This window comes from Halocynthiibacter sp. SDUM655004 (assembly GCF_026015885.1).
Taxonomy (GTDB): domain Bacteria; phylum Pseudomonadota; class Alphaproteobacteria; order Rhodobacterales; family Rhodobacteraceae; genus Falsihalocynthiibacter; species Falsihalocynthiibacter halioticoli.
The window spans coordinates 499,263-520,668 of sequence record NZ_JAPDUG010000002.1; the positions used below are offsets into that span (position 1 = coordinate 499,263).

Genomic DNA, 21,406 nt, shown 5'->3' on the forward strand with positions numbered 1-21,406 from the left:
GCGGGAATAGCTTAGGCTCTGGGCATTACAAACCGGAGGAAATTATGAGCGACGCAAAACAGCTCGGCTTCAACACATTGCAAATTCACGCTGGCGCAACGCCGGACCCTACAACAGGCGCTCGCCAGACGCCCATTTACCAATCTACGGCATATGCTTTTCGCGATGCGGAACACGCTGCCAAACTGTTCAATCTTCAAGAAGTCGGGTTCATCTATTCTCGCCTGACCAACCCGACCGTTGCTGTACTTGCCGAACGCATTGCCACCCTTGAAGGCGGCGTTGGCGCGGTGTGCTGCTCTTCCGGACACGCGGCGCAAATCATGGCGCTCTTCCCGCTCATGGGTCCAGGCAAAAACGTTGTTGCCTCAACGCGCCTTTATGGCGGGACAATCACCCAATTCAGCCAAACCATCAAACGTTTCGGCTGGACCGCGAAGTTTGTTGATTTCGACGACGAGGCCGCAGTTGCGGACGCAATTGACGAGGATACACGTGCTGTCTTCTGCGAAAGTATCGCGAACCCTGGCGGTTACATCACTGACATTCCCGCAATCGCCAAAATCGCAGATGCAAAGGGCCTTCCGCTGATTGTCGACAACACTTCGGCAACGCCATACCTCTGTAATCCAATCGAGCTCGGCGCGACGTTGGTTGTCCATTCGACAACCAAATATCTAACAGGCAACGGTACGGTCACAGGCGGTTGCGTTGTCGACAGCGGCAAGTTCGACTGGTCAGCGAGCGATAAGTTTCCATCGCTCTCGCAACCGGAACCCGCCTATCACGGATTGGTCTTTCATGAAGCGCTTGGTCCGATGGCGTTCACATTCCACTCCATTGCAATCGGCCTGCGTGATCTTGGTATGACTATGAACCCGCAAGGCGCACATTACACTTTGATGGGCATCGAAACGCTTTCGCTTCGCATGGAACGTCATGTCGAAAACGCAATGGAACTGGCAAGCTGGCTTGAGAAAGACCCGCGTGTTGAGGCTGTGACCTACGCTGGGCTCCCTTCTTCGCCTTACAATGATCGGGTTGCAACGGTTTGTCCGAAGGGCGCCGGGGCGCTGTTCACAGTCGCGCTCAAAGGCGGGTATGACGCCTGCATCAAACTTGTGGACAATCTCGAGATATTCAGCCACGTGGCCAATCTCGGCGATACACGCAGCCTGATTATTCACTCGGCCTCGACTACGCACCGCCAATTGACCGAGGAGCAACAGATCAAAGCTGGCGCCTCTCCGAACGTGGTTCGGCTGTCTATTGGCATCGAAGATGTAAATGATTTGAAAGCAGACCTTGATCAGGCCCTCGCAAAGGCTCAATAATCAGAAAATAAAAATGAGTGGGCAATTGATTTGCCCACTCGATAAAAAAAGCAGTAAAAGTAACGGCAATATACCGCCAGAGGCGCGTGTTTAATCGCCAATCAGGTGACCAGAACGCCAAAATATGCGATAGATCAGGACAATGAAATCCAGTTTTGCACTTCTATTCTCCCTCGACGGAATCCGACTTTTGTCGCGCGCATCCGGCGGTTGGCGGAGCGTAGGCGAAACAGATTTCGAGTCTGGCGATCTGAAGGATGCTCTCGCCTATCTTCGCGACAAAGCAAGACGCCTTTCCGCAAATGGCGTAACCACCAAACTCGTCATTCCAAACGCTCAAATTCTGTACACGAGCGTCACCGCACCCGGTCCAGATGACGCCTCCCGCGCCGAACAAATTCGCAGCTCGCTTGAGGGCATGACGCCCTATCCCGTGGACGAACTAACATTTGATTGGCGGGAGAACGGCGACCTCGTGCAGGTTGCTGCTGTAGCAAATGAAACGCTCGAAGAGGCAGAGGCTTTTGCCTGTGACCACCGCTTCAATCCGCTGTCATTCGTCGCCATCCCTGAAGAGGGCACATACGAGGGCGAGCCATTCTTCGGGGCGTCCAAATACTCTGAAACAATCCTTGATGACGGTGACATCGTAGAGCCAGACTCCGAAGCCATCAAAATATTGGACAAAGGAACAGAACAGAACTTCTGGGCCGATGTGGATGAAACAGAGGAGCCCCTTCTCGTTGATCCAGACACAGATGAGATGGTCGTAGAAGATGCGGCTGATGACGATGAATCGACGTTGGACGAGGCTCCAGCAAGCGCAGAGGCGCAAGACCAGCCCGAAGATGAAGCACCTTTAGAGAGTGAGGAAGTAAGCACCTTCGATGAACTGGAGGACACTCAGCCCGAAGACCTTATTGATGAAGTAGCAGATGAGGAAGAGGAAGAGCGCCCCTCAACTAACCTCACCAAAGCGGAAATCGACCTTGAGCAATTCATTTCAGAGCGCGGCAAATCATCAAACGCTGCGCCCGAGGTTGTCGTTCCGCCGTTACCACCAGAGTTTGCAAACGCAAAAGGAACAACTGCGCTCCCCGATGACCTCGCAGAAGTTGCTGCCAAGCAGGATGAAGCAAAAGACTCGCCGTTTAAATCGGTGCGCAACAACGCTCCAAGTCTTGGGCCAGCTCAACGCCCAACAGAATTGGGAGCGCCACCGAAAGAACTCCGACATATCATAGAAGACACGCAGAAACCTTCGGAGCCTGAAAAGCCCGAAGGAAAAGAGCCTAAGAAGTCCTCAGAAGACAGCTCGGGCAAGAAATTCGCCACATTGGCTTCGGCGGTTCACTTCGGCAAAAAGTGGCAGGCACAAGAAGATGCCCCAGCGCCCGACACAGAAGCGGAAACCAGCTCTTCCAATGAAGATATCGGTGCTAAATCTCTAGATGACGCTGATTTAGAGCCGCCAGTTAGTGTCCTAAAGCCCACGATCGTTGTAAGCGAGACCGGCACACATACAGAAAGCGAAAGTGAAGCAGTCGGTGGAACGGATACTGCCCTCCCAGACACTGCGGCACTTGCGCAGAGCCTTGGCGGACACGCCGATGAGCAAGAGATAACGGAACACGAAGCACAAAGCGCCAATAGCGAGCCAAACAAAAAGCGTCCCCCTGCATTGCTTTGGGGGCTTGTGGCCGCTTCTGCTCTCATCGCGGCTGGCGCTTTGTGGTTGAACCGAGGCGACGAGATAGCCGCAAGCGATACTGCACCCGAGGGGCTGAGCGAGTTCAACCAAGATTTGACGCCACCTACAGATACAGTAGCGCTCGAACTTGACGGCGCAACAGTTGCAACCGAAGGCGAGACACGCCCAACTGTTGAGTCTCAAGTTGCGCAACCCGCAACAGAAACGGCGGATACAGATACAGCGCCTCTCGCACCAGAAACAGAGAGCACCTCTGTTGCCGATATAGAAGTTGCGACCGAAGAGCCGACACTCGCCCAACCTCTCTCACTAAGCGAAGCGCAAGAAGCCTATGCGTCGAGCGGGATTTGGCAACGCGCCGTAAACGATATTCAGCTTCCGGCGAATAACTCCTTTGACAGCTTCTACGAGCCTTCATTGGATCCGGAGTTTACCGCTCTGGATGCCGTGGCCCTTCCGTCCCCGCTAGAGACAGACGATCTTCCGCTACCGCCTCTGCCAAGTCCGGCCCCAGCAGGGACGACCTTTGTGCTGGACGAAAACGGATTGGTCACACCAAGCAGCGAAGGCACGATCAACCCCGACGGAATTTTGGTCATCTCAGGCCCGCCAAGCAAACGCGCTGCAGTGCGCCCTGCGGATGCGCCTCAATCAGTTGTCGCGGAAACCGCGCAACCCGATTTGCCACGACGTCGCCCTCCCTCGCGTCCGAGCGATTTGGCGGAACTGTTTGAGAAATCACAATACGGTGGCCGAACATTGAGCCAACTGGCGGCGCTAAAGCCGGTTGCGCGCCCTGAGTCAGAGCAAATCGCAGCAGCAATAGCCAGCGCATCCACAGCGGTATCTACTTCACCACTCGCTGTAGCAACCTCACCCGCGCCACTTAGTCGTCCGAAAGATTTTGCGGCGTTGGTCGAGAAAGCCAAAGCAGACCCTGCAAATATCGCACAAAAACAGCGCGTTGCCGTTCAAACGAAAAGCGCACCAGTCATTCCGACCCGCGCGAACGTAGCCAAAGCAGCAACCCAGAAAAAGGCGATCAATACGCGTAAAGTTGCGCTTATCGGGGTCTTTGGAACCACGAGCAAACGCACTGCTCTAGTGCGCCTTCCGACAGGAAAATACGTGAATGTAGAGATCGGGGATCGCGTGGATGGCGGCAAGGTTGCCGCGATCGGCGCAGACGAACTGCGTTACGTTAAAGGCGGACGTAATATTATTCTTAGAATGCCGCCGCGCGGATAAACACGATGCCTCTCGCGCGACGGCTGCCGTTGCCGGCTTATTGATGTGGCCTATTCGGCGGCCACATCCCCTCCCAACTCGCCGTTATCAATCTGCTCTTGTTCGATGGATTCAAACAGCGCTTTGAAGTTTCCTTCGCCGAAACCATCATCCCCTTTACGCTGAATAAATTCAAAGAAGATCGGGCCGATAACGGTTTTTGAGAAAATTTGCAGCAAGATTTTGGTTTCTCCGCCGTCCACGACGCCTTCGCCATCAATCAGGATGCCGTGTTTTTTCATCCGTTCGATCGGTTCATCGTGGCCAACAACACGCTCTTTGGAGAGCTTATAATAAGTATCTGGCGGGCCTGGCATGAATTTTAGGCCGTTTTCAGCAATCTGATCGGTCGCGGCATAGATATCCTCGCTCCCTACCGCGATATGCTGAATGCCTTCGCCGTTGTAGCGCTTGAGGTAAGCGACAATCTGGCCGGTCTCTCCGCGATCTTCGTTGATTGGAATACGAATGCGGCCACATGGCGAAGTCAGTGCGCGGCTCAAGAGACCTGTATATTTCCCTTCAATGTCAAAGAACCGGATCTGCTTGAACCCGAAAATGTTACCGTAGAAGTCAAACCAGACATCCATATTTCCCTTGTGGACGTTGTGAGTCAGGTGATCGAGATAATAGAAACCGACGCCTTCAACAGGTTCGGTCTTGTGGAAAACAAACTCCTCATAAGCCGAGCCATATGGGCCATAGGCATCAATGAAATAGATCAAAGAGCCGCCAATTCCGACAATCGCTGGCACATCCAAAGCTTTGGTTGGCCCCTCAAACGGCGTCGCACCCTTTGAAACGGCATGCGCGAACGCTTTGTCCGCATCGACAACGCGCCATCCCATCGAGGCCGCACAGGGGCCATGCTCTTTCACAAACTCCATCGCCATGCTTCCAGGCTCGGCGTTGATGATGTAGGTGATATCGCCCTGCTGCCAAAGTTCGATTGCTTTTTCTTTGTGGGTCGCGGTGTGTTCGTAGCCCATGCGCTTAAAAAGATCTCGAAGCTCTTGCGGGTTCTCGTGAGCGAACTCAACGAATTCGAATCCGTCCGTGCCTGCTGGGTTTTCTTCAGTAATGCCTTGGCGTGGGGAATTGTGGGGGAATGGTCCCATGTTTGGTATCTCCTGTTCGCGTTGGCTATTTATATCGCGCCAAAGATGCGTGCTGTACGCGTATTTAAGGCTAAGAACTGTTGAAATGCACAATACTTGCGCTTAATCTCACATTTATGCAAAAGACGCGCCCCGAACTCGACAGAATTGATCGTGATCTCCTCGCCGCACTTCAGCATGACGCGCGACTGACTGCACAGGAACTGGGTGAAAAACTTGGGCTTAGCAGCAGTCAGGTCGGCCGACGTCGCCAGCGGCTTGAAAACGAAGGGATCATCGACCACTACAGCGCGCGGCTAAACCCGAATGCGCTTGGTTTGACCGTGCAGGCCTTTGTTGAGGTCACAATGGCCAATCACGGGGCCCAAAACGCATCGGAATTTATGCGGCTTATTGGAACGCGACCAGAGGTAACATCTGCGTGGACGATGACGGGAGCCGCCGACTATATGCTGCGTTGCTATTGTGAAGATCTCGCTGCCCTAAACAGGCTCATTCAGGACGTGCTGCTTCCACACCCATCAATCGCACGTGTTCAAAGCCAGATTGTAATGGATCAGTTCAAGACGGACGCGCCGCTTCCTCTTTAACGCCCCAAGAAGCCAAACTCACGTTTCACAAATTCGGCAGCAACGAAAATCCCCCTTCCCTGTCAGCGAACAACCTGAAACAATATAGTTTTAAAGAACCGCGAATACCTATGAGCAGCTTTCTATTTCAAGCCACGATCTATCTTGGTGCGGCCGTCATCGCTGTACCCGTTGCCATGCGACTCGGGCTTGGGTCTGTGCTTGGGTATTTGTTTGCGGGGATTGTGATCGGGCCACTGCTCGGACTTGTCGGATCGGAAACGCAAAGCCTTCAGCATTTCGCCGAATTTGGCGTTGTGATGATGCTGTTCCTGATTGGCCTTGAACTTGAACCCCGCAAGCTCTGGGAGATGCGGCACAGGTTGATTGGCCTCGGCGGATTACAAATCACACTGACCGCCGCCGCCGTAACCGGCGCGACTTATGCGCTCGGGTTTGACTGGCCGATTGCGCTCGCGGTTGGCTTAACGATGTCTCTTTCCTCAACGGCCATTGTGTTGCAAACACTGAATGAAAAGAAGCTCATGTCATCTAGCGGTGGGCGAAGTAGCTTTTCGGTTCTGCTCACGCAAGATATCGCCGTCATCCCCATTCTGGCATTCCTGCCCCTGCTGGCGCTGAGCGGCATTCACAATGAAACTGCGGGTGGCCACGGCGCAGAGGCCCAAGACGCTGGCCCGTTCGCGCAGATACTAAACTGGTTTCAAGCTCTTCCCCCGCTCGCGACAACCTCGCTAACAATACTCGCCGTTGTCTTGATTATCCTTGGCGGGATTTACCTAACACGGCCTCTGTTCCGCTATATCCATGGCTCGCACTTGCCAGAGATGTATACGGCACTTTCACTGCTGATTGTGATCGCCATTGCCTGTATTATGCTTGTAGTTGGTCTTTCACCAGCGCTTGGCGCTTTCCTTGCAGGCGTGGTTCTGGCCAACTCAGAATTCCGCCACCAACTCGAGAGCGATATCGAACCGTTTAAAGGACTTTTGCTAGGCCTGTTTTTCATCACGGTTGGGGCTGGGATCAACTTTGGCGTATTGTTCGGTGCGCCGCTCCAAATCCTCTCATTCACCCTCGCAATTATTCTGATCAAAGGCAGCATTCTCTTTGTAATCGGATACATCTTCCGCTTGCGTGGGCGTGATCTTTGGCTCTTCACGCTCGGTTTGGCGCAAGCTGGTGAATTCGGGTTTGTTATTGCGAGCTTTGCAATTCAGCGGAATGTTTTGCCGACGGACCTAACAGAGCAACTTTTGCTCGTGATTGCTCTGTCGATGCTCGCGACACCGCTTTTGTTTCTCCTCTATGAGGCGATCTCCAAACGACACAAAGATTCACCCGCCGCACAGCAGGAAGCGGACGAAATCGACGAGCAACACCCGATTATTATCGCTGGTATTGGCCGTTTCGGGCAGGTGGTCACGCGCCTCGTTCAATCCGCCGGGTACAAAACCACAGTACTTGACCACAATCTTTCGACCGTAGAAGTGATGCGGAAGTTCGGCTTCAAAGGTTTTTTCGGCGATCCAACGCGTCCGGAAATTCTACATGCAGCAGGGCTCGACACGGCGCGGGTTCTTGTGGTGGCGCTTGATGATCGAGACGCGGCGCTTCAGTTAGTGAAATTTGCGCGCAAGCAGCGGCCTGACCTTCATATCATCGCGCGCGCTTATGACCGCGGCGAGGTTTATCGACTCTATGCGGCTGGTGCGAATGACATTGTTCGGGAAGTCTTTGACAGCAGCCTTCGCGCTGGCCGGTACGTATTGGAGAATATCGGATTTACCGAATACGAAGCGGCCGAGGCCGAGCAAGCCTTCTACAAATACGACCGCACAAGCATCCGCGAGCTTGCCGCCCTATTTGATCCCGATATTCCATCCTCTGAGAACAAGCCATATATCGAGCGCTCCAAAGAGCTCGCCAAAGACTTCGAGGCTGAACTTCTGGCATCCCGTGAAAAGGGCGGCTCCTAACCCGCAGCCACGCCAGCTTCGGCAAAGGTCATCATCCCGCTGTGACACGCCACAGCGCCTTTGAGAACGCCAATTGCCAGAGCGGCACCTGATCCTTCGCCAAGGCGCATTCCAACTGAGATCAGGGGCTCCTTGCCGAGATTCTTAAGGACCTGACCATGCGCGCCCTCCGCAGACAAATGTCCCGCGACAGCATGATCCAATGCGCCTGATACTGCATGCTCAAGCGTCGCTGCCGCTGCACAACAGATGAACCCGTCTAGAATGACAGGAATGCCCTCCACACGTGCCCGCGCGATTGCGCCCGCCATTCCCGCAAGCTCTCTCCCGCCTAGACACCGAAGAGCCTCAAGCGAGTCCTGAGCTGCCTTTGGATGTTGTTGCAGCCCCTCTGCAACGACCTCTGTTTTTGCCTTTAGAGCCGCATCATCAACACCAGTGCCGCGACCGGTCCAATCTGCGGCCTCTCCGCCAAACAGCGCAGCTGCAATTGCCGAAGCAGATGTCGTGTTACCAATTCCCATCTCGCCCGTCACAAGCAGGTCCGCTTCCGGGTTTACCGCATTCCAGCCCGCAACCAATGCCTCGACCAACTCCGCCTCGCTCATTGCGGGCGCTTTGGTGAAATCTTCGGTTGGGCGATCAAGCTCCAGCGCGCAAACATCCATAGATGCTCCGAACGCCTTTGAAAGCTGATTGATTGCCGCGCCACCATGTTCAAAGTTCGCAACCATCTGCACAGTTACTTCCGGTGGAAAGGCAGAAACACCACGCGCGGCAACGCCGTGATTTCCCGCAAAAATGATAACTTGCGGGTTGGTAATTTCGGGCTTTGGCGTTCCGCGCCAACCCGCGTACCAAATCGCCAAATCTTCAAGTCGACCCAATGCGCCCTGCGGCTTCGTCAACTGGGCGTTACGCTCTTCCGCACCTGCAATTGCCGCCTGATCCGGTCCTGCTGCATTTTGGAGTAGTGATTTAAACTCGGAGATCGAAGAGAAAGCAGCGGTCATTTTTTATCCTATTATTGCAGGCGGTCTTCACAGTGTTTACGCTTTGCCCAAAAGATGGAATGCGACAGAAAGGACAGATCAATGTCTCTCGGCGACAAGCACATCATACAAGGCAACGATATCCTGTTTGCTCTAGGGTTCTTAAGCCGCCTCCCCGTTCAGGTAAACACAGAAGCCGCACAAGCACGCGGCGCTGCGGCTGCTTGGGCCTATCCCGTTGCTGGTGCCGTGATTGGGTTTATTGCTGTCCTTGCTGGCGCTCTGGCTGGATTGCTCGCACTTCCGGAATATGCGGTTTCTGCGGTGATCCTTGCAACGCTGATAATGTTGTCTGGCGCACTCCACGAAGATGGGCTTGCCGATGCGTTCGACGGGCTCTGGGGTGCTTATGACGCAGAGAACCGCCTTTTGATAATGAAAGACAGCCGCGTTGGCACGTATGGGGTTCTGGCGCTCGGGCTTACGCTAATTACCAAGTTTGCCTTGATCCATGCGCTTGTTTCAAGCGGCGCAGCACTCTCGATTGTTGGAGTTGCTGCACTTAGCCGCGCACCCATGGTCATGATCATGTCTGCCATTCCAAATGCACGCCGCGATGGCATTTCAAGAAACGTTGGTCGGCCGCAAACCGAAACTGCTCTGCTTGCAATAATCGCAGGCATTTCGATTTCATTCCTATTTTCCGGACCGCTCGCTATGCTTCATGGTGTTGTGCTCATAACCTGCGCCTCCGCAGTGCTGGCCTATGTCGCTCAACAAAAGATTGGCGGTCAAACCGGAGATATCCTAGGCGCTTCTCAGCAGATATCCGAGGTCATCCTACTTGCAACCTGCGTCACCGCATTTGCCGTTTAGGCACAAAAAAACGCGCCCACGATATAAGGGGCGCGTTCAAATTCAATAGAAAGCTGTCTTAGGCCGCGCGCGACATCAGATAATCGCCTATCTCTTTTTGCGCGCTCTCTTCACCATCGCCAGCAACGGCAGCAACTTCGCGTGTCAGACGCTCAAGTGCAGCTTCATAAAGCTGACGCTCGGAATAGCTTTGCTCGCGCTGGTCGTCTGTGCGGTGAAGATCACGAACAACCTCTGCAATCGCAATCAGGTCACCAGAGTTGATCTTTTGCTCATACTCCTGCGCACGACGAGACCACATGGCGCGTTTAACTTTGGCTTTGCCCTTTAGGGTCGTCATGGCGCGCGAAACGATATCCGGCGAACTAAGCGCCCGCATACCGACTTCGGTTGCCTTATGCGTTGGAACGCGCAATGTCATTTTGTCTTTCTCGAATGAGATCACAAAAAGCTCAAGCTGGATTCCGGCAATTTCTTGTTCTTCGATGTTGACGATCTGCCCGACACCGTGGGCAGGGTAGACAACATATTCGTTAGGGCGAAAGTCAAGTTTCTTCGATTTGCTCATGCAGCGAACTTCCTTACTTGGCGTTTGGGCATCCAACCCGATATCTCAGCGACAAAAAATTCCACCGGAGCAAGCACTCCGCTGAACCTCGTATCTCTAAGAAGAAAAAGGCCCGAACACTTGCGTGCTGGGCGGGCGACTTCGGGACACCATCAATATATACCCTAATATTATACCAGAAAATGCAGGTGCAGAAAAGTGGCCCGATTCATACCGGAGCATTCAATGAAAACCATTGAATAACAACGCGCTACCCGCAGCAACGCAAGTCGCCTTCTCCGAATATCACGCCCAAAGTCGAATCAGGCTTAACTGCCTTCGCCCGGCTTCTCGGAGAAGTATTTCTCAAGCTTACCCTCTTCGCCGTCACGCTCTTCGGCTTCAGGAAGCTGATCTTTCTTGGCAATGATAACTGGCCAGAGTTCCGCGTATTTACGGTTGAACTCAACCCATTGCTCGGTGTCAGGCTCGGTATCAGGGCGAATGGCGTCCGCAGGGCATTCCGGCTCGCACACACCACAATCAATACACTCATCCGGATGGATGACGAGCATATTCTCTCCCTCATAGAAGCAATCTACAGGGCAGACTTCGACACAGTCGGTATATTTGCAGGCGATGCAGGCGTCATTGACGATATAGGTCATGCGAACACTCGTTTTCTTGTTTCGGCCCTTTGCTATTCCAGTGCGCGTGATCTTTCAAGCATTTGGCGGCGGGAAAGGATGCTTTTGCGACGTTCCTTTTTGGTTGGTCGCCCTTTTCCTTCAAATTTTGGCGCGGCTGGAACAGTTTTCTCGCTATGGGCGGGGGGTTTTTCCTGAACAGGTGTTAAATCTTCGTACAGAGCCTGTGCTTCTGGCGCAGGGCCGCGCCGCTCCGAAAGTGCGGCGATGCGAACAACCCGAATACGTTTAGCCTGCGGGAAGGTTAATGTGTCTCCCACGCTAACGGCATGGGACGCTTTGGATATTTTCTGGCCATCCACGCGAAGATGGCCGCCCGTCACAACCTTGGTGGCGAGGCTGCGGGTTTTGAAAAACCGCGCGTGCCAGAGCCACTTGTCGATGCGAAGTTTGGGCGGCGCATCACTCATATGGTTACTTCTGATCCTTTAACCCCATGAGAGCCGCCGCAAAGGGATTATCCGGATCAATGGCTTTTTCTTTTTTGGGAGGTCGTGCCTGGAAGCTCTTGGCTCCTTGCGGTTTGCCACCCTTCTTGCCACCGGGTTTGCCACGTTTTCCACTTGGCTTGCCGCGCGGCTTCTCACCATCGCGCTGAGGACGACGGTTGTTGCGTGCCTTAGGGGCCCAGGTAAATGTATAGAAAACCTCAAGCTCCGCCTCTTCAGAACCCGCATCTTTTTGAGCTTCGGCATCCGCTGGTGCATCTACAGCAGCGTCGCCTTCTGGCGCGGCGTCTTCCGCTTTTGCCTCTTCAGCGGCTGGTGTATCTTCGGCTTTCGGTTCAGCAACTTGCGGCGCGGCCTTAACCTTCTCCCGCTCGCCTTTTTCAGCCTTATACCCAAGACCAGTCAAAAGAGCTGCGAATTGTTCCAGCGTCATACCCGTGATTGAGAGCATATCCGGCGTTGCCTCAAACCCGCCGCGGCTATCTTCTGTGCGAAGCAGATCGGCAAGGCGTTCGAGCATATCAATACGGATCGCGCGCTCTCCGGCGTTGCGGTAACCAGACATCGAATCCGTCCCTTCAGGGGCAGATGTGTCGACCGGAATTGTCACCAAACCGGGGGGCGGGCTTTCTGGGAACTCGCCCAGACCTTTAGAAAGGGACCAAAGCACCAAACGCAGCCGTGTTGGCGCGGGCTTAAGGAGCAAAGGCATAAAGATAGTAAACTGACCAAAACGCACCCCATGCTTGCGCAATGCGCCGCGGGCATCTTGATCAAGTTCTTTAACTTCGCCAGCGATCTGCTCGCGTGGAATGATGCCGAGGTTCTCAACAAGGCGGAACGCAAATCCGCGCGCAAGCCCCGTGAGCGTTTCATCCTTGCTCATAGCGAGCAGCGGCTCATACAGCGTTGCAACTTTGCGGTCGATGAAATGCTGAAGACGGCGCGTTACTTTTTGGGCAACGTCGGGGCCGGCCTCTTCGTCAACAAAAGCCTCGACCTGTGGTTTGAGCGGGTCAGAACCGGCAACTAGCTTGCCAAGCGCATGCTCACCCCACATCAAGCCGCCTTGCTCGGTGAAGTCGATCTCTGTGTCGGGTGCGTTATAAAAGCGGTCAGCGCGCAGATGGAATTCCGGCGCAAGGGCTTGCAAGCTTGCGGCACGCAGCGTTTTCGCCTCGTCCGGTGTAGAGCTCTTGTCCTGACTGAATCGAAAGCCCTCGAGCTTTCCTACAAATTGCCCCTCAACGAGCACTTCACCCTTGTCGTTAACTTCGGCCACAAGGCCCTCCTTCTGCTTCAACCGCCGCAACAATACACTTGTACGCCGGTCAACAAATCTTTGCGTAAGCGCTCCGTGAAGCGCATCTGATAGTCGGTCTTCTACAGCGCGCGTCACCCCGCGCCAATGGCTTTCGTCATCCAGCCAGCCTTTTCGCTGAGCAACATATGTCCAAGTGCGGATATAGGCCAATCTTTTTGACAAAGTGTCAATGTCACCATCCGTTCGGTCAATTCTCTTAACCTGCCGTGCAAGCCAATCATCTGGCACGCGGTTCACGTCCTGAAGGAAACCGAAGATCTTTTCCAGCAGCCCGCTATGCTCGCCATGGCTGATACCACGGAAATCCGGTATTCGGCACACATCCCAAAGCCTACGCACGTCATTTGCATTGCGAATTTGGTCGCGTACATGCGGTAACGCGGTAAGCGTTTTCAGCACACCGAGGTCATCGGCCTCTCTTGCCTTTATCAATCGCTCATCCGTTGGTGCGGCTTCAAGGCTTCGGATCAGGGCTTCAGCGGTGCCGAACTCAAGGCGGTCATTGCGCCAGTTGAGCTTTTTGATCGGGGCGAACTGGTGATTCATGATCGCATTGGCCAGCCCCTCATCAAGCGGCGCGGCCTCACCCGTCACACCAAAGCTGCCATGGCTCATGTGGCGCCCCGCCCTGCCCGCGATTTGGGCCAGCTCGTTCGGCATGAGCGGACGCATCCGACGGCCATCGAATTTCTCGGTGGCAGAAAAGGCCACATGGTTCACATCAAGGTTTAGCCCCATGCCGATCGCGTCAGTCGCCACAAGGAAATCCACATCCCCGTTCTGATACATCTCGACCTGCGCGTTGCGGGTACGCGGGCTAAGTGCGCCCATCACAACCGCTGCACCGCCCTTCTGTCGGCGCAAAAGCTCGGCAATCGCATAGAGATTATCCACCGAAAAGCCAACGATCGCAGAGCGCGCGGGCATCCGGCTTATCTTCTTGCTGCCTGCATATGTGAGCTCAGAAAGGCGTTCGCGGCGGATAAACTCAACCGGATTGAGCAAATCGGCGATCACACCTCGCATTGTATCCGCACCCATGAACAGAGTTTCGTGCAGGCCACGTGCGTTCAGCAATCTATCGGTAAAGACATGTCCGCGCTCTGGGTCGGCACATAGCTGTATTTCGTCAACAGCCAGAAAATCACATCCCATTCCTGGCGGCATGGCCTCGACCGTACACACCCAATATTGCGCGCGCGGCGGTACGATGCGCTCTTCGCCCGTCACCAACGCCACCACCGAAGGCCCGCGAAGGGCAACGATCTTGTCATAGACTTCGCGCGCCAAAAGCCGCAACGGCAGGCCAATAATACCTGTGCGATGCGCCAACATACGCTCGATTGCATAGTGGGTTTTGCCCGTATTGGTCGGGCCCAAGATCGCTTTGATCCGAGGCGAATTCGCCATATCAATCCGCCTTCAACTCATCACAGCTAGACTACAGCCGTTTCATAGAGAACTGCCGCCGACTGCCTTTTCCAGACGCGCGATCGCATCGCTAACGCCAAACAGGTTCGGATGCAATATGGACACTTGGCGAAAGACCTCAAGAGCTTGTTCCGGCTTTCCGGTTTCCTCAAGGATACGTCCAAGGCCAAGCATAGCCCCGTAATGGCGCGGCTGTAGCGTTAGGGTCTGGCCGATATCAAACATCGAAGGACCGTAGAGCCCTGCATGAAAATAAGCCGTCGCCCGTCCGTTCCAGCCTTCGGCAAACGATGGCGCATGGTCGATCACGGCTGTGAAATGGCCAATCGCCGAGTTTAGGTCGCCTTCTCTTAATGCCGTCATGCCCCGCATCAACAGCATGTTCATTGCGTCCGAGCCGGAATCAAAAAACAACTTCTGGATCTCTTCTTCGGTTTCGCGCCACTCGAGGTTTTGGGGGTCTGCTAACTCCTCGAACAAACGGTCAAGTTGCTCTTCTCTTGTGCCGTCTTGCGCAGTTAAAGGCGCACCAGAGACGGCCGCGAAAAATATCGCAGAAAAAGTTACCGTAACGAAACGATTGAGAAAGGGGTTTAACACTCTCATAACACATGCAAGTGTAACCCAAAGGTGGGGAAATGCGACCCCTATCACCTTCACGTTTCTTGGAGATAAGATAATGAGCGAAATCATCACAAAAGCCGTTGAGGCCCTGAACGAAAAAATCCCGAGCTTTGACGGATCGGCAAAATTCATTGTTGAAGACGAAGGTTCGATCATGATCGACGGCGGCGGCGTGCGCGCGGGCGATGAAGACGCTGATGTAACACTCTCTGCAAGCGCCGAAGTATTCAAAGGCATCCTTGACGGAAGCCAGAACCCCACGACGGCGTTCATGATGGGCAAACTCAAAGTAGACGGCGACATGGGCCAAGCGATCAAGCTCGGCGCTGCTCTCGGCTAACCCATGAATAATGCTCCGCTTTTTGACGAAGTAATCGACGAGAGCGAAGCCGGAACGGCCAGTTGGGTAACAACTGAAGACAATATCCGCCTGCGGGTGTGTCACTGGAACAGCGACGCACCCAAAGGCACGATATTGGTGTTGCCCGGACGGGCAGAATTCATCGAAAAATATATCCCCGTTGCGCATCGTTTAGCCAAAGCAGGCTATGCCGTTGCGTCGCTTGATTGGCGCGGCCAGGGCCTATCGGACAGGAGCACGCCAAAAGGTTCGGTGCTTGGCCATATCGATAGCTATGCGTCCTATCAAAATGATGTGAACGCGCTGCTTCAGCACACAGAGGCCCAGGAGCTCCCGAAACCAATTTTTGTTCTGGCGCATTCAATGGGCGGTATGATCGCGCTTCGGTCGCTTCATAATGGTTTTAAGCCTCGTGCCATCTGCTTTTCCGCGCCCATGTGGAAGGTTAAGGTCGCGACCTTGCTGCGACCTCTCGTTTGGCTGGTGGGAACGATTGCCGAATTGATTGGCAAAACCATGTTTCGGCTCCCCGGGACATCAACGCGCCATTACACGCTAAGCGCGCCTTTTGAAGACAACAAGCTCACGACGAACGCAGAGGTCTTTGCCTCCATCGCCAGAACGCTCAGAAAACATCCGGAGCTTGAGGTCGGCGGCCCCTCTCTTGGGTGGCTGCGTGCAAGCCAGCATGAAAGCACCATACTCGCCAAGATACCCACGCCAAACATACCTGCGCTCATCCTTCTGGGCGGACGCGAACGGATCGTGGATATGGCCCCTGTTTTAAAAAGGGTTGCGCAGTGGCCAAACAGTAAGACCCATCAATTTGACGCCGCCGAGCATGAAGTCTTGATGGAAGTGCCAGAAATTGCCGATCAGGCCTTTGAGCGTGTCATCGAGTTCTTTGACAGTTTCAGCGAAGACTAGGAACAAATTCCGGCACATCTCTTGAATATGGCCACGCGCTCTGCCTATGTCTAAGCGAACAATTTTCGAGAGGTTTCCATGCAGTTTGAACTCCCCCGCCCCATTTTTGATGCCAACGCCAATTCCGGCGCGTCTCCGGAGGGCGAAGGGCTTGGCAATCTGCCCGAATGGGATTTGAACGATCTCTATACAGCAGAGGACGCGCCAGAACTTACCCGCGATATGGAATGGCTGGAAAAGGCCTGCGCCGACTTTGCCAGCACATACGAAGGTAAGCTCGACGATCTCGACGCCGAGGGCATGTTGAAATGTGTACAAGATTACGAGGCGATTGATCTGATCGCGGGGCGCATCATGTCGTTTGCGGGTCTGCGGTATTACCAGATCACCACCGATGCTGGCCGCGCAAAATTCATGTCGGACTGTCAGGAAAAAGTAACCGTATTCACCACGCCGCTTGTTTTCTACAGCCTCGAGATCAACCGGATTGATGACGATAAGCTCGCTGAAATGTTCGCTGAGAATGCCGATCTCGCGCGTTATAAGCCGATATTTGACCGCCAACGCGCGATGAAACCCTATCAGCTTTCTGATGAGCTTGAGCGTTTCTTACACGACCAATCAACCGTCGGCGCTGCCGCATGGAACCGCCTATTTGATGAGACGATTGCCGGACTTACCTTCGATATCGACGGCGAGGAACTGCCACTTGAAGCTGTTCTAAACATGCTCACAGATCAGGACCGCTCCAAGCGCGAAACAGCGAGCCATGCTCTCGCAAAAGTCTTCGAAGAGAACATCAAAATCTTTTCCCGCGTGCACAACACGCTTGCGAAAGAAAAGGAAATTGAAGATCGCTGGCGCAAAATGCCTACGGCTCAAACGGGCCGTCACCTGTCTAACCATGTTGAGCCCGAAGTGGTCGAAGCGCTGCGCAACGCGGTTGTAGCCGCTTATCCTAAGCTGTCGCACCGTTATTACGCGCTCAAAGCCAAATGGCTTGGCCTCGAACAAATGGAAACATGGGATCGCAACGCCCCGCTTCCCAAGAAAGACGAAAAAACCGTTGCATGGGATGATGCCAAAGACATCGTTATGCAGGCATACAACGGTTTTGACCCGCGTATGGGCGAATTGGCCGAACCGTTCTTTAACAAAGGCTGGATCGACGCTGCTGTAAAACCGGGTAAAGCACCGGGCGCTTTTGCGCACCCGACGGTCACAAATGTGCACCCCTATGTGATGCTCAACTATCTCGGCAAACCGCGTGATGTGATGACCCTTGCGCATGAGCTTGGCCACGGCGTCCATCAAGTATTGGCCGCAGAACAAGGCGAGTTGCTCGCCTCAACCCCGCTGACGCTGGCCGAGACAGCCTCTGTTTTCGGTGAAATGCTGACTTTCCAGCAAATGCTATCTGAGGCCAAAACCAAGGAAGAGCGCAAAATCCTGCTCGCTGGCAAGGTCGAAGACATGATCAACACGGTGGTCCGCCAGATCGCGTTCTATGATTTTGAGTGCAAACTCCACGAAGCGCGTCGCAATGGCGAACTCACGCCAGAGGACATTAACACACTATGGATGTCAGTGCAGGCCGAAAGCCTTGGCCCCGTCTTCAACTTTGAGAAGGGCTACGAAACGTTTTGGGCCTATGTACCGCATTTCGTGCACTCGCCCTTTTACGTCTACGCCTATGCCTTTGGCGATGGCCTCGTAAATGCGCTCTATGCTGTGTATGCCGAAGGTGGCGAGGGCTTCCAAGAAAAGTACTTCGACATGCTGCGCGCGGGCGGATCGAAACATCACTCAGAGCTTCTTGCGCCCTTCGGTCTTGATGCCTCGGATCCTAAATTCTGGGATAAGGGGCTGTCGATGATATCAGGTATGATCGACGAGCTTGAAGCGATGGAAGACTAATCCAAAACAAAACGCGGGCGGCAAGGAACACCGCCCGCGAATATCCCATAATGGCGGCCTAGACGTCAGTGCTTTTTTGAAACACGTCATCCATGAGCAGCTGTGTTTTCTTTGCGTCTTCTAGCGACCAAGGATAATCCGCGCCGGTCATTACCGATTTACAGAAGTTTTCAACCTGCAATGCATATTGCTCAACACCCGGATAGCGGATCACTTGCTCACCAGAGTCATTTGTAATGTGAAGCTGTGCTTCGGCGTAAACATTTGCGTTGAAAGGTGTTTTCACAATGAGCTTGCCTCGGTCGCCAAAGAAAACGACCTCCTGATGAGACGTCAAACGCATTGAAACCATTCCAGAGTATGTGAACCCGTCCATACGGGCAAAAATATTCGTAAAGACATCCACGTCGTTCTCTTTACGCATTCTTACATCCAGAACTTCCGCCGTCTTTGCTTCGGTCGCAAAGAGAGTTGATCCAAGAATGTAAACTCCGATATCTCGCAACGCACCGCCGCCGTATTCAGGCAGGTTGCGGATGTTTTTGACGTCGGTTTCGTTGTTGTAGCAGAAGTTTGCGCTGACGTGGCGAAGCTCCCCGATCGCGCCATTTGCAATCTGTTTGCGCGCCTCAATCCACTGTGGGTGATGGGTGATCATAAAGGCTTCAGCGGCAAGCAGCCCTCTCTCATCGCGCAGGGCAATAAGATCGTCAAACTCGCCAGCTTCAAGCGCCAGAGGCTTTTCGCACAACACGTGTTTTCCTGCTTTGAGGGCCTTCTTGGACCACTCCACGTGTAGATTGTTTGGCAAAGGAATATAAACCGCGTCGATATCAGGCGTGTTTAGAAGCTCCTGATAATCGGTATAAACCGCCAGATTCGGGCAGAACTCCTGAAACGGAACCGCTTTAGCTTCTGAAGACGTGGCGAGCGCGGCAAACTCTGCGCCTTTTGCGCGGTGGATCGCCGGAGCCATGTGATTGAGTGCGAAATTCGCGGCACCAAGCACGCCGAAACGAATAGGTTTTGTCATAAGATAGCCTCCCGAAATGGTTTGCGAGAGGCTATCAAGATTTCAAACAGGTGCAACGCCTAAGCGTTTGCGAGCATACCGTTTTCTTTTGCCAGCTCCCGCATGCGCTTTTGTAACTTCTCAAACGCACGCACTTCGATCTGGCGAATACGCTCGCGGCTGACGTTATATTGCGAAGACAACTCTTCGAGAGTCACTGGCTTGTCTTGAAGACGACGCTGAGTGAGGATGTCTTTTTCGCGGTCGTTCAATACGTCCATCGCCTCGATCAAAAGCCCACGACGCATATCAAGCTCGTCTTTACGCTCGTAATCTCCGGCTTGGTCGGCGTCGGTGTCTTCGAGCCAATCCTGCCATTGCGTTGCTGTATCGCCGTCGCTACCAACCATCGCATTCAGCGATGCATCACCACCGGACATACGTCGGTTCATTGAAACGACTTCGTCCTCGCTTACACTTAGGTCATGCGCGATTTTTGCGACCTGATCCGGATGCAAATCACCATCTTCTAGAGCGCCGATACGGGCCTTTGCTTTACGCAAGTTGAAGAACAGCTTCTTTTGAGCGCTTGTCGTGCCTAGCTTAACAAGAGACCAACTCCGCAGCACATATTCTTGAATGCTGGCGCGGATCCACCACATCGCATAAGTCGCGAGGCGGAACCCTTTCTCTGGGTCAAACCGCTTAACTGCCTGCATCAAGCCGACGTTCGCTTCCGAGACAACTTCGGCCTGCGGCAGACCGTAGCCCCGATAGCCCATGGCGATTTTGGCAGCGAGCCGGAGGTGGCTCGTTACGAGCTTGTGCGCAGCTTCGCTGTCCTGATCCTCTGCCCAACGCTTTGCGAGCATGTACTCTTCTTCCGGCTCAAGCATAGGAAATTTGCGGATTTCACGCAGGTACTGGCTCAGCCCCTGTTCTGGTGTTGCGGCCGGTAAATTCTTAAAATTGCTCATAATCTGTACCCCCTATAGTCCATGCGACCCGCCTTATGTTTAAGCGATTAACATTGAGTTAAGTTCTCGCTTGCCGTTTTCAAGAGGCTAATCTCAAATTCTGAATTCGGATTGTGGTTTTAGCTTACCAATACGCGAAAATAAACCTTATTCCCCAACTGTGTCAGCGCCTCACAGCACTGTGTTGGTTTGTAAGCTAGGCATTCGATATCTGCTGAGGATCACCACCGAGAGCACGAATAAGCTCGGACATGTCATCAGGCAACGGTGCAGCAAACCGAAGCGTTTCTTCCGTAACCGGATGAACGAAACCCAGAGTTGCAGCATGAAGCGCCTGACGTGGGAAGACGCGCGCTGCTTCAACGCCGTCTTCGCCAATCGCTTTAACGTTCAACTTACGACGTCCGCCGTAGGTTGGGTCTCCAATCAGGCCGTGACCTGCGTGTGCCATATGAACGCGAATTTGATGCGTGCGCCCTGTTTCAAGCCAACATTCGATCAGGCTGGCAACAGCAGGAGTTCCGAGCGGCATGACAATTCGGCTACGCGTTACAGCATGACGTCCGCCGTGGAACAGCACTGCCTGTTTTTGACGGTCTATTTTGTGTCGCGCCAAATGTGTTGTAATCTTCATGATGTTGCCCGGCTCGAAATTCACGCCTTTTACGCCACGCAATCGCGGGTCATTCGCGTCAGGAACACCATATACAACCGCATGATAATGCCGCTCGACTGTGTGTTTCTCGAACTGTTTGGCAAGGCCATGATGCGCCGCGTCGGATTTCGCGACGACAAGAAGGCCGCTCGTTTCTTTATCGATCCGATGAACAATACCTGGGCGCTTCTCGCCGCCAACACCAGACAGGCTCTCGCCACAGTGATGAAGCAAAGCATTGACCAGCGTACCAGATGGCGAACCGGGCGCCGGATGTACAACCATGCCAGCAGGCTTATTGATCACAATAAGGTCGTCGTCTTCAAAGACAACATCAAGCGGGATGTCTTCAGGGAGCATATGGCTTTCAGCAGAAACAGGAACAGTAATCTCAAAGACATCCCCTTCGGCAACAGTTGCGCGAGGATCTGTTTGCACTGATCCATTTTGCTGAACCATGCCCTGTTCCAGCAATTTCGCAATCCGTGAGCGGCTAAGCGACGCTTCCACTGGAACGTCACGCGAAAGCGCTTTATCAAGGCGCTTGGGCGGATCAGGCTGGATCTCCACGCGAACAACAGAGGACAT

Annotated in this window: 18 protein-coding genes; 8 read left to right on the forward strand and 10 right to left on the reverse strand. The window is 53.8% G+C overall.

From position 1 onward, the window contains the following. Positions 1-44: 44 nt before the first annotated feature. Both N9C89_RS10075 and N9C89_RS10080 read left to right on the forward strand, forming a co-directional pair. Entirely contained in the window at positions 45-1,334 is a 1,290-nt protein-coding gene (locus tag N9C89_RS10075; RefSeq protein ID WP_263953751.1) for an O-acetylhomoserine aminocarboxypropyltransferase/cysteine synthase family protein, read from the forward strand. A gap of 142 nt (positions 1,335-1,476) precedes the next feature. Next, entirely contained in the window at positions 1,477-4,293 is a 2,817-nt protein-coding gene (locus N9C89_RS10080; protein WP_263953752.1) for a hypothetical protein, read from the forward strand. A 50-nt stretch (positions 4,294-4,343) separates the two neighbouring features. Here the strand turns inward: N9C89_RS10080 and hppD are convergent, their stop codons facing one another. Next, the gene (hppD, locus tag N9C89_RS10085; protein ID WP_263953753.1) at positions 4,344-5,450 is read right to left on the reverse strand and encodes a 4-hydroxyphenylpyruvate dioxygenase; all 1,107 of its coding nucleotides are present in this window, start codon (positions 5,448-5,450) and stop codon (positions 4,344-4,346) included. A gap of 116 nt (positions 5,451-5,566) precedes the next feature. On the opposite strand from hppD, the gene N9C89_RS10090 reads away from it, so the two are divergent. Together N9C89_RS10090 and N9C89_RS10095 are read left to right on the forward strand one after the other, a co-directional pair. Then, a complete protein-coding gene (locus tag N9C89_RS10090; RefSeq protein WP_263953754.1) occupies positions 5,567-6,040 on the forward strand; it encodes an Lrp/AsnC family transcriptional regulator in 474 nt (157 codons plus the stop codon). 110 nt (positions 6,041-6,150) lie between these two features. Continuing rightward, positions 6,151-8,019, forward strand: a complete 1,869-nt coding sequence (locus tag N9C89_RS10095) for a monovalent cation:proton antiporter-2 (CPA2) family protein (RefSeq protein WP_263953755.1) — start codon at positions 6,151-6,153, stop codon at positions 8,017-8,019. Here the strand turns inward: N9C89_RS10095 and cobT are convergent. After that, positions 8,016-9,032: a nicotinate-nucleotide--dimethylbenzimidazole phosphoribosyltransferase gene (cobT, locus tag N9C89_RS10100; RefSeq protein ID WP_263953756.1), complete on the reverse strand. Its 1,017-nt coding sequence runs from the start codon at positions 9,030-9,032 to the stop codon at positions 8,016-8,018. The two genes, N9C89_RS10095 and cobT, sit on opposite strands and share 4 nt — an antisense overlap. 81 nt (positions 9,033-9,113) lie before the next feature. Here cobT and N9C89_RS10105 point away from each other — a divergent pair, with 81 nt between their 5' ends. Then, positions 9,114-9,887: an adenosylcobinamide-GDP ribazoletransferase gene (locus N9C89_RS10105; RefSeq protein ID WP_263953757.1), complete on the forward strand. Its 774-nt coding sequence runs from the start codon at positions 9,114-9,116 to the stop codon at positions 9,885-9,887. Between the two features lie 58 nt (positions 9,888-9,945). Here the strand turns inward: N9C89_RS10105 and N9C89_RS10110 are convergent, their stop codons facing one another. The 5 genes from N9C89_RS10110 to N9C89_RS10130 all read right to left on the reverse strand — a co-directional run bounded on the left by N9C89_RS10110 (position 9,946) and on the right by N9C89_RS10130 (position 14,945). Next, positions 9,946-10,455: a CarD family transcriptional regulator gene (locus N9C89_RS10110; RefSeq protein WP_263953758.1), complete on the reverse strand. Its 510-nt coding sequence runs from the start codon at positions 10,453-10,455 to the stop codon at positions 9,946-9,948. 308 nt (positions 10,456-10,763) lie between these two features. Further along, positions 10,764-11,102 (reverse strand): ferredoxin FdxA, encoded by a 339-nt coding sequence (gene fdxA / locus N9C89_RS10115; protein WP_263953759.1) that lies wholly within the window; start codon positions 11,100-11,102, stop codon positions 10,764-10,766. A gap of 32 nt (positions 11,103-11,134) precedes the next feature. Beyond that, positions 11,135-11,551, reverse strand: a complete 417-nt coding sequence (locus N9C89_RS10120; protein WP_263953760.1) for an RNA-binding S4 domain-containing protein — start codon at positions 11,549-11,551, stop codon at positions 11,135-11,137. Positions 11,552-11,555: 4 nt separating this feature from the next. After that, the gene (locus tag N9C89_RS10125; RefSeq protein ID WP_263953761.1) at positions 11,556-14,324 is read right to left on the reverse strand and encodes a helicase-related protein; all 2,769 of its coding nucleotides are present in this window, start codon (positions 14,322-14,324) and stop codon (positions 11,556-11,558) included. Positions 14,325-14,366: 42 nt separating this feature from the next. Continuing rightward, the gene (locus N9C89_RS10130) at positions 14,367-14,945 is read right to left on the reverse strand and encodes a tetratricopeptide repeat protein (RefSeq protein ID WP_263953762.1); all 579 of its coding nucleotides are present in this window, start codon (positions 14,943-14,945) and stop codon (positions 14,367-14,369) included. A gap of 79 nt (positions 14,946-15,024) precedes the next feature. Here N9C89_RS10130 and N9C89_RS10135 point away from each other — a divergent pair, with 79 nt between their 5' ends. The 3 genes from N9C89_RS10135 to N9C89_RS10145 all read left to right on the forward strand — a co-directional run bounded on the left by N9C89_RS10135 (position 15,025) and on the right by N9C89_RS10145 (position 18,174). After that, positions 15,025-15,309 (forward strand): SCP2 sterol-binding domain-containing protein, encoded by a 285-nt coding sequence (locus tag N9C89_RS10135; RefSeq protein WP_263953763.1) that lies wholly within the window; start codon positions 15,025-15,027, stop codon positions 15,307-15,309. Positions 15,310-15,312: 3 nt separating this feature from the next. Continuing rightward, complete coding sequence (locus N9C89_RS10140; protein WP_263953764.1) at positions 15,313-16,257, forward strand: alpha/beta hydrolase; 945 nt, start codon at positions 15,313-15,315, stop codon at positions 16,255-16,257. A 78-nt stretch (positions 16,258-16,335) separates the two neighbouring features. After that, complete coding sequence (locus tag N9C89_RS10145) at positions 16,336-18,174, forward strand: M3 family oligoendopeptidase (RefSeq protein ID WP_263953765.1); 1,839 nt, start codon at positions 16,336-16,338, stop codon at positions 18,172-18,174. Between the two features lie 58 nt (positions 18,175-18,232). Here N9C89_RS10145 and N9C89_RS10150 read toward each other — a convergent pair whose 3' ends face one another. The 3 genes from N9C89_RS10150 to N9C89_RS10160 all read right to left on the reverse strand — a co-directional run bounded on the left by N9C89_RS10150 (position 18,233) and on the right by N9C89_RS10160 (position 21,406). Continuing rightward, positions 18,233-19,207 carry a Gfo/Idh/MocA family protein gene (locus N9C89_RS10150; protein ID WP_263953766.1) on the reverse strand — a complete coding sequence of 325 codons (975 nt, stop codon included), beginning with the start codon at positions 19,205-19,207 and terminating at the stop codon, positions 18,233-18,235. Positions 19,208-19,266: 59 nt separating this feature from the next. Next, complete coding sequence (gene rpoH / locus N9C89_RS10155; RefSeq protein ID WP_263953767.1) at positions 19,267-20,163, reverse strand: RNA polymerase sigma factor RpoH; 897 nt, start codon at positions 20,161-20,163, stop codon at positions 19,267-19,269. A 196-nt stretch (positions 20,164-20,359) separates the two neighbouring features. Further along, entirely contained in the window at positions 20,360-21,406 is a 1,047-nt protein-coding gene (locus tag N9C89_RS10160; RefSeq protein ID WP_263954435.1) for an RluA family pseudouridine synthase, read from the reverse strand.

Excerpts from the sequence above, each read along its gene's own strand:
- rpoH (WP_263953767.1), bottom strand. The coding sequence starts at position 20,163 with ATGAGCAATTTTAAGAATTTACCGGCCGCAACACCAGAACAGGGGCTG.
- N9C89_RS10140 (WP_263953764.1), top strand. The coding sequence starts at position 15,313 with ATGAATAATGCTCCGCTTTTTGACGAAGTAATCGACGAGAGCGAAGCC.
- N9C89_RS10080 (WP_263953752.1), top strand. The coding sequence starts at position 1,477 with ATGAAATCCAGTTTTGCACTTCTATTCTCCCTCGACGGAATCCGACTT.
- N9C89_RS10110 (WP_263953758.1), bottom strand. The coding sequence starts at position 10,455 with ATGAGCAAATCGAAGAAACTTGACTTTCGCCCTAACGAATATGTTGTC.
- N9C89_RS10150 (WP_263953766.1), bottom strand. The coding sequence starts at position 19,207 with ATGACAAAACCTATTCGTTTCGGCGTGCTTGGTGCCGCGAATTTCGCA.
- N9C89_RS10090 (WP_263953754.1), top strand. The coding sequence starts at position 5,567 with ATGCAAAAGACGCGCCCCGAACTCGACAGAATTGATCGTGATCTCCTC.
- N9C89_RS10095 (WP_263953755.1), top strand. The coding sequence starts at position 6,151 with ATGAGCAGCTTTCTATTTCAAGCCACGATCTATCTTGGTGCGGCCGTC.
- N9C89_RS10135 (WP_263953763.1), top strand. The coding sequence starts at position 15,025 with ATGAGCGAAATCATCACAAAAGCCGTTGAGGCCCTGAACGAAAAAATC.
- fdxA (WP_263953759.1), bottom strand. The coding sequence starts at position 11,102 with ATGACCTATATCGTCAATGACGCCTGCATCGCCTGCAAATATACCGAC.
- N9C89_RS10075 (WP_263953751.1), top strand. The coding sequence starts at position 45 with ATGAGCGACGCAAAACAGCTCGGCTTCAACACATTGCAAATTCACGCT.
- cobT (WP_263953756.1), bottom strand. The coding sequence starts at position 9,032 with ATGACCGCTGCTTTCTCTTCGATCTCCGAGTTTAAATCACTACTCCAA.
- N9C89_RS10145 (WP_263953765.1), top strand. The coding sequence starts at position 16,336 with ATGCAGTTTGAACTCCCCCGCCCCATTTTTGATGCCAACGCCAATTCC.
- hppD (WP_263953753.1), bottom strand. The coding sequence starts at position 5,450 with ATGGGACCATTCCCCCACAATTCCCCACGCCAAGGCATTACTGAAGAA.
- N9C89_RS10120 (WP_263953760.1), bottom strand. The coding sequence starts at position 11,551 with ATGAGTGATGCGCCGCCCAAACTTCGCATCGACAAGTGGCTCTGGCAC.
- N9C89_RS10105 (WP_263953757.1), top strand. The coding sequence starts at position 9,114 with ATGTCTCTCGGCGACAAGCACATCATACAAGGCAACGATATCCTGTTT.
- N9C89_RS10160 (WP_263954435.1), bottom strand. The coding sequence starts at position 21,406 with ATGTCCTCTGTTGTTCGCGTGGAGATCCAGCCTGATCCGCCCAAGCGC.
- N9C89_RS10125 (WP_263953761.1), bottom strand. The coding sequence starts at position 14,324 with ATGGCGAATTCGCCTCGGATCAAAGCGATCTTGGGCCCGACCAATACG.